The 13,839-nt window shown below is 42.0% G+C and carries 10 protein-coding genes; 5 read left to right on the top strand and 5 right to left on the bottom strand.

What is annotated here, in order from left to right:
- Window positions 1-31: 31 nt before the first annotated feature.
- Entirely contained in the window at window positions 32-508 is a 477-nt protein-coding gene (locus tag VPNCDNU1_RS07595) for a DUF4442 domain-containing protein (protein WP_104399815.1), read from the top strand.
- A gap of 88 nt (window positions 509-596) precedes the next feature.
- On the opposite strand, the gene VPNCDNU1_RS07590 is transcribed toward VPNCDNU1_RS07595, so the two are convergent.
- Window positions 597-1,946: a hypothetical protein gene (locus VPNCDNU1_RS07590; RefSeq protein ID WP_104399814.1), complete on the bottom strand. Its 1,350-nt coding sequence runs from the start codon at window positions 1,944-1,946 to the stop codon at window positions 597-599.
- 194 nt (window positions 1,947-2,140) lie between these two features.
- Between VPNCDNU1_RS07590 and VPNCDNU1_RS07585 the strand changes: the two genes are divergently transcribed.
- Window positions 2,141-2,974: a CvfB family protein gene (locus VPNCDNU1_RS07585; protein WP_104399813.1), complete on the top strand. Its 834-nt coding sequence runs from the start codon at window positions 2,141-2,143 to the stop codon at window positions 2,972-2,974.
- Window positions 2,975-3,212: 238 nt separating this feature from the next.
- Here VPNCDNU1_RS07585 and rsmF read toward each other — a convergent pair whose 3' ends face one another.
- From rsmF to VPNCDNU1_RS07565, 4 genes are all read right to left on the bottom strand, one after another.
- On the bottom strand, window positions 3,213-4,643 hold the full coding sequence (gene rsmF, locus VPNCDNU1_RS07580; RefSeq protein ID WP_104399812.1) for a 16S rRNA (cytosine(1407)-C(5))-methyltransferase RsmF: 1,431 nt from the start codon (window positions 4,641-4,643) through the stop codon (window positions 3,213-3,215).
- 97 nt (window positions 4,644-4,740) lie between these two features.
- Entirely contained in the window at window positions 4,741-7,380 is a 2,640-nt protein-coding gene (locus tag VPNCDNU1_RS07575) for a PqiB family protein (RefSeq protein ID WP_104399811.1), read from the bottom strand.
- Window positions 7,373-8,614, bottom strand: coding sequence for a paraquat-inducible protein A (locus tag VPNCDNU1_RS07570; protein ID WP_104399810.1), 1,242 nt, complete (start codon window positions 8,612-8,614; stop codon window positions 7,373-7,375). Before VPNCDNU1_RS07570 ends, VPNCDNU1_RS07575 begins: the two co-directional genes overlap by 8 nt.
- A gap of 46 nt (window positions 8,615-8,660) precedes the next feature.
- Window positions 8,661-10,451, bottom strand: coding sequence for an ABC transporter ATP-binding protein (locus VPNCDNU1_RS07565; RefSeq protein WP_104399809.1), 1,791 nt, complete (start codon window positions 10,449-10,451; stop codon window positions 8,661-8,663).
- Between the two features lie 74 nt (window positions 10,452-10,525).
- On the opposite strand from VPNCDNU1_RS07565, the gene VPNCDNU1_RS07560 reads away from it, so the two are divergent.
- From VPNCDNU1_RS07560 to prc, 3 genes are all read left to right on the top strand, one after another.
- The gene (locus VPNCDNU1_RS07560; protein ID WP_104399808.1) at window positions 10,526-10,999 is read left to right on the top strand and encodes a GAF domain-containing protein; all 474 of its coding nucleotides are present in this window, start codon (window positions 10,526-10,528) and stop codon (window positions 10,997-10,999) included.
- Between the two features lie 101 nt (window positions 11,000-11,100).
- The gene (gene proQ, locus VPNCDNU1_RS07555; protein WP_101113879.1) at window positions 11,101-11,730 is read left to right on the top strand and encodes an RNA chaperone ProQ; all 630 of its coding nucleotides are present in this window, start codon (window positions 11,101-11,103) and stop codon (window positions 11,728-11,730) included.
- A gap of 17 nt (window positions 11,731-11,747) precedes the next feature.
- Window positions 11,748-13,751: a carboxy terminal-processing peptidase gene (prc, locus tag VPNCDNU1_RS07550; RefSeq protein ID WP_104399807.1), complete on the top strand. Its 2,004-nt coding sequence runs from the start codon at window positions 11,748-11,750 to the stop codon at window positions 13,749-13,751.
- Window positions 13,752-13,839: the final 88 nt, after the last annotated feature.

Genomic DNA, 13,839 nt, shown 5'->3' with positions numbered 1-13,839 from the left:
GTCAGACTAGTTTTTTCTACGGGTTTCTCCAATGTTTTCTGCGATACAAAAAGCAAATTTTTACTTGAGCACGTTCGGATTTTTTAAGGTTCCGCTTATTTGGCTATGTAGACCCAAAATTCTTGTATTAAATGAGAAAACCGTTGAAGTTAGAATTCCGCTCAAGAAAAGAACAAAAAATCACCTCAATAGCATGTATTTTGGAGCGTTGGCGATAGGGGCTGACGTTGCTGGTGGATTTATGGCGATGGGTAAAGCACAAGAGCGAGGAGGAAAAGTGTCGCTAGCATTTAAAGGTGTGAAAGGAGAATTTCTGAAGCGACCAGAAGGCGACGTGCATTTCTTATGTCATGACGGAAATTTGATTGATGAAATGTTGGATGAAACTTTTCAAACGGGTAAGCGGGTGAACAAGTCGGTGACGATTACAGCCATTTGCCCAACCTTACATGCTGAGGAGCCAATGGCTGTATTTGAATTGGTACTATCTGTAAAAGCGGTTTGCTAGAGGTGATGCTTAGGGTTAAACATTTGTACCTATTATTACCTGTTCCAATAGGAACTTGCTCTCATGATATAACGTTCTCAGATAACAATTAGAGAGTGATCTGTTCTATATCTACAATTTTTGAACGGTTTAAAACAATTTTCCAGCGATAGTAATTCGACTCGCCATCATGGTTGTTTTCTTGAACGATTAGGTTCAATAAGTGGCGTTTCTCTACGGACTCTTTACTTACTTGACCTTCGTTGAGTTGATAGATCTTACTGGAACCTTTATCCATTAGCCTTGCGATTTGGCTTAAGCTGATGTTTAACGTTTCACGTGTTTGTTCATAACCACTCATAAATAACGTTGTCGTCATTTCTGTTTGGCTTCTGTAATGCAGAACTTTTTCTTCTCGCTGAGCAACGCGACGTTTTCGAATTTTTTGTACTCGATCTGGCAGTTTTGAATAGCTTGTGTAATCCATCCATTCAATTTTGTGACCCACCATTTTGTTGGTGCTAGGGTCATAGTAGCGGCCTCGCCATTTAGGTTTACCTTTGCGTATCCAACGCCAAAGGATATCCCTGAGATCGTCTTTGAAGATTTCCCGTAACGCGTAGATGAACGACATAATGATGATAAATGATGCAGTGATTTCACCTAATTGGTCACGCATCAAAATCGCTATAGTGGTTACAAAAATCATTACAATGCCCGTAGCGATACCTTTTACCGCTCTCATAACATTTTTACCCATCGAGCGGTTTTTCTTTTTAAGTACAATTGGGTATTCAATTAAGCGTCTGAGCAAGCGCATTTTGTTCGACATGCGGGTAATGTCGGTGCGGGCTTTTTTAGAGTTGTATCGGTTGAGCTCTCGGTGCGCGACTTCCTTTTCACACAGCGTGATCAGCCGTTCTTTAATGGCGGCATATTCTTTGCCTCGTGGCATATGGGCAACTAAAGAGAGAAAGTGCTGCTCGGTGTACCACGAAAGGTAGTTGTCGATATTGGCGTAATAACGTTTTTGAGTTTCGTCATAAGGTATAGAACGGCGTAAGCGCTTAAGGATATCGAGAGCAAGGCTAATAACTTCATCCACCTCATCCTCAGTGACACTGTCACGACTCTGATGATTTAATTCGTCAACAGCTTTATCTAGCGCGATAACATATTGGTAGGCATACAAGCTCAAACTGACACGATATTGGTTGTTCGATAGTTGCCCTCGTTTTGCTAATCGGCTGTGGACCAAAGGCAGGTGGGTTTGATCACTGTAATAAGCGCGTTTTTCACTAAGGGCCCCGTAGTAAAAGTCATTTTCTGACACCACATCCGAGCTCAGCCCTAATTCTCCTGGGGCGAAAAGGTACACGTCCAAATCCAACTTTTTAGAAGTGGGCATTACGTGTGTCACTTTAAGAGTTAGCGCATCTTGTTTCTCAACAGTAATCACTAAAAGATCCTTTCATTTTTATTGTTATAGCGTGAAAGCGTTTTCAAAGAGGTTGGTATAAAATATAAAGTCAGATATCAATAAGCAACCCGTGCGGCTTGCATCGTATTGAAAATGAAGAGTGATTTACAACAGCAATCATAGCAGAGTTAACGTATAATCTCTGCCAAATTTAAGATGAGTAACACCCTAACATGATTAAAATTGGTCAAACCAACACATTAGAAGTTGTTCGCAAAGCAGAGTTTGGACTATTTCTTGATGCGTCCGAATACGGAAGCGTACTTTTACCTAACAAGTATGTACCACAGGGTACAGACCTAGGCAGTAAAGTAGATGTCTTTCTGTATTTTGATTCTGATAATCAATTATGTGCGACAACTGAAACACCTATTGCACAAGTTGGTGAGTGGGGGTTGATGAAAATTGAAGGCGTAAACAGTACTGGTGCATTTGCAAGCTGGGGAATTGATAAGAAAGATTTGCTTATTCCTTTTAGTGAGCAACGTGCAAGGTTTCGTGTTGGTCAAGATGTGCTGGTTTTTGTTTATACCGATAAAGCATCGGGTCGTATTGTAGGAACAACCAAGTTTAATAAATGGCTTGATAACACGCCTGCAAATTACACAAAGAATCAGCAAGTTGACCTGATTATTGCTGAACGAAGCGAGTTAGGTTACAAAGCCATCGTTAACGGTGAGCATTGGGGCATGATTTTTAGCTCTGATGTATTTGGTAAGCTGTTTATCGGTAAGCGTTTGAAAGGTTATATCAAATCCGTTCGAGAAGATGGAAAAATCGATTTGTCACTTCAGAAGGTCGGTACGGCCAAGATGGATGATTTGAGTAGTAAGGTCCTTGATGTTTTAGAGAAAAAAGGCGGCTTTTTGCCTCTAAATGACAAGTCTACACCTGAAGCTATTTTTGCCGTTTTCCGTACCAGCAAGGGTACATTTAAGAAAACGATTGGTGGCTTGTATAAATTGGGCAAAATTACGATCGATAAAGAAGGCATTCGACTTAACTAAACCGCTCACGCTTTTAGCGTTTTAGTTAGGGGAATAGTGGGTTATTTGATTGTTAACTTTATGATTTGTTAGACATTAAACTTTTGGGTTAAATTTAGCTTATTAGTTTACTGCCGAAAAAGAGCCCAGAACGATTCCTGTTCTGGGCTAGGGGAATGGCTCTTGTAGAAAGAGCCTGCGCTAATTGCTTTTACTTAATCATAGTACACACAGGCTCAATTACCACCATATATAGTGGTTAGAACAGGTTTACGTCTCTAACTAGTTCTCTTGGAAGACCATTTTTTATTCTATTGCCTACCCATTTCCCAATTCCAATGACATCGTTATCAAGTTTGACGATAACTTCACCTTTACCAGATAAGTTTTCAGGTCTTACGTCTCTCCCCATATACCACTGACGTGCGTCTTCAGTACTTAAAGAAACACTTTGAGTTTCTTCTCCCGTAGAAAGTGCCATAACTGCTTCATGTTGCCAGCGATATCCTTTCTTGTGCGTCTCTGCCAGTTTTACTCCCATTCGACTAAAACGAATTTCACCAATCAAAGACTCTAATGCCGCAGGGAATAGCCACACTTCTTTGTTTCTTACCCAAAGCTGCGTTTGATCTGGTAGTGATATGCCTAAGGTTTCAACTAAGTGTTTCTCGATGTCCTTGGTTACTTTGGTCGAGACTTTTTCGAACGGAAATTTCCCTAAGCGTTTCTTAACTTGAGGTGCTTCCACCGAATGATGCTTACGCAGCCTTGCAACAAAGAAACCTTCGCTATCAAAAATTTGCGGGTAAACATGTAAGAAGCCTTCTTCAGTAATGGCTGCATCTGCATTTTCAAACAAGTGTCCTAATGGTTCGAAATCGACAGCATCACCAAATGTATCTTTAAGGTGATGACAGACTTGTTGGTTTTCTTCCAAGTTAAGGGTACAAGTGGAGTAAACCAGCACACCACCGGGTTTTAATGCATGAAAAGCGCTCTCTATTAGGTCTTTTTGAGTAAGGGCAATATCCAACACTGATTCTTTGCTCCAGTTACTCATTGCGTCTGGATCTTTGCGCACAGCTCCTTCACCAGAGCAAGGTGCATCGAGCAGAATCGCATCAAATTTTTCTGGTAACCATCCACCAAAAACACGGCCGTCAAAATTCGTTAACGCAACATTTCGTACGCCACAACGTTGAATATTGGAATGAAGTACTTTGACTCGACTGGCCGAAAACTCGTTGGCGACAAGCGTGCCTCTGTTTTTAAGTGCGGCTGCGATTTGAGTCGTTTTAGATCCAGGTGCAGAGGCTACATCAAGAACCGTATTCAATTCGTCCACATCATTGTCTGTGAGTAATGCGGTGACTGGCATCATAGAGCTTGCTTCTTGTATGTAAAATAGCCCTGCCATATGCTCCGATGTATTCCCAAGTGGTACTGGGTCGGATTCGTCACGCTCTATCCAAAACCCCGTATCACACCAAGGGATAGGCGTGAGAGTCCATCCTTTAGACTTAGCTCTGCTTAAAAACGCTTCAACAGTAATTTTCAGAGTATTTACACGAATACTTCGACGCAACGGGCGTTTACATGCTGCTATGAATTCATCCATGTCCAAGTGAGAAGGCATAATTTCTTGGATCTGATCGATGAATGCGTCAGGGAGTTTGATATTAGAGTGCAAATTAGTATCTCTGAAGAAAATTTTGTTGCCAATTCTATCGCAAATCAAAAAAAATGCAGCTTAAACTGAAGCTGCATTTTGGAGATTAATAGTATTTCTATTTCGGAATTGGAGTGCGCCATTCTAGCCATTCTGGCTGAGCAATCTCATATAAGAAAAACGCTGATTTTTCCTTTGCTAACCCCTCTAAAGGGCTACTTTCTGGCGTTGCGAAAGCGATGCCGCCTCTAACGATACTGTCTACGGTTCCGGCTTTTATTTTCGCTCCTGTAATCCCGATAGAAACATCCACGCCAGACACATTCCAGAATACGGTGTTTTTTCTCACTAGGTGTTCAAACTGATTGTCTATTTGAATGGTTGTAATGATTCTGTCTGCAAATGCACCCAATGCAACATCAGTTACTCTGCCGACCTCCATATCACGATACAATAGTGGAGTTCCTACTGAAATAGAATTTCTTCGCTCACTTTGTAATTGAAATGCTTTACCTTGCAACTGACTGCTTTGCATGTGTAGTTTAAATGCAAACGCTCTTTTGTTTCCGGATGGCTCTACATCAATGTACTTACTGAGTAATGTTTCGATGTTCTTGACACCTTTCAAACCCAACTCGGGTTGAACCAACCAAAAATGTGTCCCATTCAGAGCGATATCTTTAACATACTCTGGCAAGATTCGAGCTTTAATCTCAACTTTTTCGTTTTTGAAATCCGGCGTAACAAGCGTGACTTCACCGACAGGTACACCTTGGTATTTAAGCTTCATTCCCTTAGCTACGCCATTTGCGCTCGCGCTGGTTAATGTAATTAGGCGTCCAAATTTTCTCGCATCTTCATAGTTACTGTACAACTTCCAATGTTGATTCAGTTTGTTTTCCACTCCAGGTAGCGAATCAAACGCTATGCCTCCCTGAATTAAGGTCTTAACAGGCGCTGCCGTAATATTGATACCACTCAGGTTCGCATTGACCTCAATACCAGAGCGATTCCAAAAAACAGTACTCTTATTCATCAGGTGTCTGTATTGGTTTTCAACCTTTAAGTGAAGCAAAACCCCACCATTTGTGAGCTTGAAATCGGAAACTTTACCAACTTGAAGGTTGCGATAGAGCAGTGGTGCTCCTTTTGAAACGGAAGGCAATGTTTGGCTGAATAGCGTTATGCTCTGAGACCCGCTTTGGTTGAACTCAGCCAGTTGCGCAAGTGATTGGCTCGCAAATAATGTGTATTGTGACCTGGCTTTCTTACTTCCTTGGCTAGTAAAGCTAATCGAGCCCGTTAATAAGCGCTTTGCAGGTGGAACAGAAACACTTAAACCGGAATCGGTTAATTCCGCTTTAGCGCTGCCATCAACGAAGAAACGGTTCCTGCTTTTAATCAGGTGCGCGTATTGACCGTCGATAAGAGCCGTCATCTGAACTTGGTCGTCTAAAAGGCTAATTTTGGTAATACTACCAACTTGAATACCTCGATAGAGTAGGTGAGTACCAAACTCCAACCCAAATGAATCATCTGAAATAAAGGTGATCTCTATAGACCCAGGGCTTTCAAGTGCCAATTCTGACTTTCTTATCGCGACAAATTCACGGGATTTTTCACCACCACCTGGAACCAACGTTAAGAAATTGCCAGTTACAAGATTGCCAATGTTTTCTACGCCAGTGAGTGACACTTCTGCCTCTTCAAGTAAAAAACGTGTTTCAGTTTTTAATGTATCGGCAAAGCTAGGCTGAATCGAGGCGTATGCGATAATTTTGGTGCGATCTAAAGAAAGCTGTACATCGGTAATCTGACCAATTTCAATGCCTCGATACACTATCGGTGCGCCATTGGTACTGACTTTATTGTCGTATGGCAGCTCAATCTGAATAGGAATCCCGCGGCCAGCGGTTTTGAGATCGGGATAGAGTTTGAACTCCGCACCCTCAATCAATGGCTGACCTTCGTCGGGGGAGTCTACTGCTATAGCGCCGCCAAGCATTGCACTTAAGCTTTCCACCTTGACATCAACACCGCCAAATCCAACATTAGCGCCAATTCCACTGACATTCCAAAAACGACTTTCGCTGGTTACTAGGTGAGTGTATTCGTCTTCAATGAAAGCGCGAATACTTACTGAGTTACCATCTTCATCTAACTGATAGCCGTATACTTCCCCAATTGGGATTTTTTTATAGACAATCTGAGAGCCGACGGAAATAGCGCCTAAATCCGATGAGTGCAAAACAATGTTCAATCCTTGATTTGCGAGAAGGTCGGTTGGGCTATTTTCAAGAGCCGTGAAAACTGGTTCGAAATCGTCGTCTTCAATATCACCAGTTCCGGGGTGTATCGCAATATAGTTACCAGAAACAAGAGCATCTAACCCTGAGATACCAGAAAGGCTTGCAGTGGGCTTGATGAGCCAAAATCGAGTTTGTCCGCTTAATAGCTTTGTGGCTTCTGGGTATATATCGGCTTCTACAAAGATGTTGTCTAGTTCCGGAGATAGTTTGATATCACGTACCATACCCACTTCCAAACCTTGATAACGAATGGTTGTTCTACCCGCAATTAAGCCTTGCGCATCAGAAAAGTAAATTTGAATCCTTTGCCCAGCCTCATTAACTGCCTTTACGACAAGCCACCCAGCCAAGCAGATTGTAATAATGGGTAAGAGCCAAAGAGGAGAGATACCGATGTCTCGCTTAACTCTCGGCGAATGGGCATTTTGATTATTGTCTAAATTACTCATTTACAGTCGCTTTCCGTTCAGGGACATCTTCATTGTCCCAAATTAGCCTAGGATCCAAGCTCTCCGTTGCTAGCATCGTGAGTATCACGACAATAGCAAACGCAACGGCTCCGTATCCTGGTGTAAAATCGAGAATTTGGCCTCTATCGACCAAAGTCATCATGATCGAAATAACGAATAAATCCATCATCGACCATTTTCCAATCCACTTGACAGCGAAGTAGATATTCATTCGCTGTCTTTTATGTATTTTTTGTTTGAACTGGATACTCAGAAGTATGTAACTGAGCCCCAGAATTTTAATAGCAGGCACAATAATCGACGCCACAAATATAATGAGTGCGATTCCAGGCATCCCAGTTTTAACTAACGATGCCACACCGGAGAAAATCGTATCTTCCAATCGCTTACCGTTTGTGAGCAGTATGGATATTGGGATCACATTCGCTGGTACAATAGCGATGGAAGCCGCGATCAGATACGCCCACGTTTTTTGAACAGAGAATGGTCGCCTATGGTGTAACGGGTTGTCGCAGCGATCGCAGCGTATTGAATCGGGTTGTGACAAATGGCAGCTGTGGCAATGAATCTCTTTTATAGGGTAGTTGAAGCTTGTTTCAGGTTCCCATGTTTCCCAGTAACGCCTTACGCTAACTCGTGAAATGAGCATGAGTGAAAAAAGCTGGAGGAGAATTAACCCTAATAGCCCCCAACCTACAAAAATGTCTGCGTAGTCCTGTAACTTAAAACAGGATATGCCGATGCTAATCAAGAAAACATCTAGCATCATCCAATGCTTAAGGTGTTGAATGTTCAGCAACGAATACTGTAGTGGTTTTAGCCAACGCTTTTTGAGTGAAAGGTGTGCCACCACCACCGACATACAGACAATAAACGGAGCAATGGATGCGCAGAATAAAACCAGCAACCCTAAGCCAATAAACCCTTCTTGCATTAACGTAAAGGTTCCATCCGTTAATGTGGCTGGAATCATTACTCCGAAGAGACGAATACTGATAAATGGGAAAAAATGCGAAGGGATAAAAAGTAGGAGGCAGGCGACAGCCAGAGCTAAGTCGCCATTGATTGAACGTTCGCCACCCCGATAAAGCTGTGTATTGCAGCGAGGGCAGTGCGCACTTTGACCTTTGGGGATAGCAAGCTTATCAACAGGCAATTCGCAATGTTGACAAAGACGGACTTGGCTCACGTTTTGGCTATGTTCAATCGTCATTCAACCACCAACGAACAGCGTTTTATTGGTTGTGTTTGTGACAATGTCACGCTCCAGTTTGAACACTACCATAAAGTGTTTGATAAAGCCCATCTTGTTGAACCAATTCAACATGTGTCCCCGCTTGTGTGACTTGCCCATCTTCTAAAACATAGATCAGATCGGCTTGTTTTACGGCAGAAAGTCTGTGCGCAACAATTAAGGTTGTTCGACCTGCAAGAAATCGATTCAGCGCTGTATGAAGAGCCGATTCTGTTGCGGTATCGAGTGCCGATGTTGCTTCGTCCAAGATAACAAATTTCGGATCGCTTAGTACCATTCGTGCTATGGCCAAGCGCTGCCTTTGTCCACCAGACAACCGAACACCTTGTCTGCCTATTTGCGTATCTAGCCCCTCGGTAAGCTGCTCGGTAACATCTTGTAGTTGAGCTACTTCGAGCGCTTTCCAAAGCTGGGTATCGCTATATTCTGTGCCTAACGTGAGATTATGCCTTAAGCTGTCATTAAAAAGTATAGGTTGTTGTAATACAACAGCAATATGTTTACGGATTAGCTCGAAGCCAATATCGTCAGTAGTATGCCCATTAAAGGTGATTTGCCCCGATTTTGCCCCATAAACGCCAATGAGAAGTTGTATAAGGGTAGATTTTCCGCCACCACTTGCACCAACAAGCGCCACTTTTTTACCATTAGGGATATGCAATGAAAGGTTATTGAGCACTGTTTTTTCGTCGTTATATGAAAAAGTGACGTTTTGAATGCCAACATCAACGCTTTCATTTAACGCAAACGGATCAACCTTTCCACCTGTTCTTGCTTCTTCTTCCAAGTTAAGCAAAGAGTTAATGCGCTTGAGCGCTGCTTTGGCGCTGTACCAGGAAAATTGGATGCCCAACAATTCTTGTACGGGGGTGAGCATGAACCACAAGTAACCAAATACTGCGAAGATTTGCCCAATGGTGAGATCACTGAATAGTACCATTAGCATTGCAACGGCTCTAAAGAGTTCAAACCCAAGTAGGAAAAGTAAAAAGGAAACACGCCCAGCGGCTTCTGATTGCCATGCGTATTTGTCTGCATCTACTCGGATGTCATTCGCTTGTTCTTTAAGTTGTTTAAGAAACACACTTTCTTTATTCGCTGCTCGTAACTGATAGATGCCATCTAATGTTTCGATAAGTCTGTTTTGGAATTTTTCAAAGGATTGGTTTTCACGCTTCTTTAGGTGTTTAACTTTACTGCCAAGCTTTCTCGAAAAATAAATGACAATTGGATTGACCAATAAAATAAACAACCCTAAACGCCAATCTAGCCAAAGCAATATTCCTGCTGTACCAACAACAGTAAGTAAGCTCACAACGAATTTACTTAGAGTGGAACCAATAAATTGGTCAATCGTCTCTATGTCGGTAATAAGGTGTGCATTGATACCACCACTGCCTCGTGTTTCATACTGAGCAATACTGATCCGACCTAGCTTATCGATCATGATTTCACGCATTTTGCACGTAATGGTTTTAGAAACTAAAGTGAACTGTCGACTCTGAAGGATATTAAGCGCCTGTGACATACAGCGCATGAGAATAATGAGTACAAGCGTTAGCCCAATATAACCAATAGGGGTCTGCCATGCTGAAGGTAAGAGCTGATTCATGGCATCCAGACCACTCGCGGGTTGGTTCATCAGTACTTCGTCAACCATTAGCGGCATAAGCAATGGAATTGGTACACTGATTAAAGTTGCGCCTATCGCGATTAAGTTAGCGACCATTAAGCGCTTTTTGTGTTTTTTTGCTTGTGTTAATAACCACGAACGGCTAATAGTGTGTTCACTCATAACGAATTTTTTACAAATGCCAAGTTTTCTTGTTGATGTGGCATTGTACGTACATCCTTAGGAAAAAGAAGAAAATGATTGAAAAGCAATACCAGACATTAACGAAGCAAGCACAAGCAATCATTGAAGGGGAGCCAGATTTGATTGCTAATTTATCTAACCTAAGTGCGCTTTTGAATATGGAGCTGAATAAGCTGAATTGGGTAGGCTTTTACTTAATGAAAGATAATGAGTTAGTTCTCGGTCCATTTCAAGGTAAGCCTGCTTGTGTAAGGATTCCGGTGGGGCGCGGAGTATGTGGAACAGCAGTAGCAACCGATACAGTTCAACGAATCGAAAACGTACAAGATTTCGAAGGGCATATTGCTTGTGATGCCGAGAGTAACTCAGAAATTGTCATCCCGTTTCGTATAAATGGAGAGATTGCGGGGGTACTCGATATTGATAGCCCTGAAATCGGTCGATTTAACCAAAATGATGAGAATGGTTTGACCTTCCTGATGAAGGAAGTTGAAAAGCTGCTCAATTCCCACGCGAACAACGATTAATTTACAACTTGGTTGTGGTTTTTCCTAAGCATGTCACTATAATAGCGAAAATATTTATATGAACGCTTTGCGGGTAAAGGCCGCAACAACCAGGAATCCTCATGGAAAACACTGAAAAGTTAAAAAACAGCAAAGAAGTCATTGCATATATTGCTGAATGTTTCCCTAAGTGCTTTACTTTAGAAGGTGAAGCTAAGCCATTAAAAATTGGTATCTTTCAAGATTTGGCAGATCGTCTGAGTGATGATCCAAAAGTAAGTAAAACTCAGTTACGTGCTGCATTGAGACAATATACGTCTTCTTGGCGTTACCTACATGGTGCAAAACCTGGCGCAATTCGTGTGGACTTAGATGGTAATGAAGCGGGTGCACTTGAAGAAGAGCACATCGAACATGCCAAAACTGCACTAGCGGAAAGCAAGGCGCGAGTTCAGGCTCGTCGTAAAGAAAAAGCTGAAAAAGCACGTGAAGAAGGTAAAGCAAAAGCTAAGGCGAATAAGCCTCAAGCTCGTAAATCGAAACCTAAAGCACAAAAACCTCAGAACAATAAAGCAGCTGCGCCTACGCGTCCGCTAAATGACGATGATATGATCATTGGCAATGCAGTGAACGTAAATATGGGTAAAGGGAATATGGCTGCTACAATTGTAGAAATTAACAAGGATGATGTGCGGGTGCAGCTTAATAACGGTCTGCAAATGGTCGTAAAAGCGGAGCACTTACGCGCTTAAAGGAGAAACTCCTACGCATGAAATGTCGTTCTAAATTGACTGTGATCGCTGCCAGCTTGTTGCTGGCAGCATCAGCTCAGGCTCTCGAAGCCAAACTTTCCAAAGCCGATTTGCCACTTCTAGCTCCTGAAGTTCAACATACCACAGCGAGCAAACGAGTGACTTCCCGATTAACTCGTTCGCATTATAAGCACTTCAATCTCAATGATGAATTCTCCCAAGCGATGTTTAATCGTTATGTGGAAATGCTGGACTACAACAAGAATATCTTCACCCAGAGTGATATTAATTCGTTTGTTGAATGGTCAGTTCAGCTTGATGATCAGCTGAAGTCTGGCAGCAACAAAATTGCCTTCAAACTCTATAACCTCGCAAATGAAAAACGCTTTGAGCGCTTTTCTTATGCCTTGACCCTGTTAGACGAAGAAATAAAATTCGACGTAGACGAGTCAATGATGGTTGATCGTTCTGATGCCGAATGGCCGAAAAGCCAAAGCGAAGTTAACGAACTATGGCGTAAGCGAGTTAAGTATGATGCTCTAAACTTAAAACTCACTGGCAAAGATTGGCCTGAAATTAAAGAAATGCTTGAAAAGCGTTATAACAACGCAATGAAACGTATTTCTCAGACTAAAAGTGAAGATGTTTTCCAGCTTTACATGAATGCTTTTGCTCGAGAAGTGGATCCTCACACCAGTTATCTTTCCCCGAGAAATGCGGAACAGTTTCAGTCTGAAATGAACTTGTCTCTAGAAGGGATAGGTGCGGTTCTTCAGATGACAGAAGACTATACCGTGATCCGCTCTTTGGTTGCTGGTGGTCCAGCGTCGAATAGTAAGCAATTGTCTGAAGGCGACCGAATTATTGGTGTTGCTCAAGATAAAGATGACATGGTTGATGTGATCGGATGGCGATTAGACGACGTTGTTCAGCTTATCAAGGGTCCTAAGGGTACTAAAGTTAGGTTGCACATTCTTCCTGAAGCGAAAGGCGCAAAAAGTTACGATGTAACAATTGTGCGAGACAAGATTCGCCTAGAAGACCGAGCGGTTAAGTCTGAGATACATGAGAAAGATGGAAAGAAAATTGGTGTACTTGAAGTCCCAAGTTTCTATGTTGGTCTTTCGAAAGATACAGATAAGCTGATCGCTGAATTGAAAGAGAAAGAGGTCGATGGAATTGTTGTCGATCTTCGAAACAACGGTGGCGGTGCTTTAACTGAAGCGACAGCGCTTTCAGGGTTGTTCATTAAGAGCGGTCCAATTGTTCAGGTTCGTGATAGCTATGGTCGAATCGAACAAAATAGCGATACAGGCAACCAGATCAGTTATGAAGGTCCAGTGACTGTTTTAGTGAACCGCTACAGCGCGTCAGCCTCAGAAATTTTTGCCGCAGCACTCCAAGATTATGGTCGTGCAGTTATTTTAGGTGAGAACTCATTTGGTAAGGGTACGGTTCAGCAACACAGAAGTTTGAACCACATATACGATTTGTTCGAAAAAGAGCTTGGATACGTACAATATACGATTCAAAAGTTCTATCGAATCAATGGTGGAAGTACTCAAAATAAAGGCGTAGTTCCGGATATTCCGTTTCCAACTGCAATTGATCCTGAAGAGACAGGTGAGAGCGTTGAAGATAACGCGTTACCTTGGGATCAAATCAAAAAAGCTGAATACAGCGAACTGGATGACCAATCTAAGCTTATTGCAAACTTAACAGCCCTTCACGATAAACGGATCACTAAAGATTTAGAGTTTTCATTTATCATTGAGGATATTGCTGAATATAAAGCAGAGAAAGAAGACAATTCAATTTCTTTGAATGAATCAGTGCGTAATAGCGATCAGGATAAGTCTGAAGACAAGCGATTGAGCCGTATCAATCAACGCCAAAAAGCTCAGGGAGAACCGGCTTTCAAAACTTTGGAAGATGTTCCAAAGGATTATGAAGCACCTGATGCTTATTTAGATGAAGCCATTGCAATAACGGTTGATATAGTAAGTAAATCAACCTCTTAAAATGAAAGCGAGCCGAGTGCTCGCTTTTTTAATGTTAAAAATTAATGTGATATAGATCTAAATTTTTGGGTGTATAGTCAATTCACTT

It is taken from the genome of Vibrio penaeicida (genome assembly GCF_002933855.1).
In the GTDB taxonomy this organism is placed as follows: Bacteria; Pseudomonadota; Gammaproteobacteria; order Enterobacterales; family Vibrionaceae; genus Vibrio; species Vibrio penaeicida_A.
The sequence above is the reverse complement of the archived record's forward strand: the minus strand, read 5'-3'. Positions and strand labels throughout refer to the sequence as shown.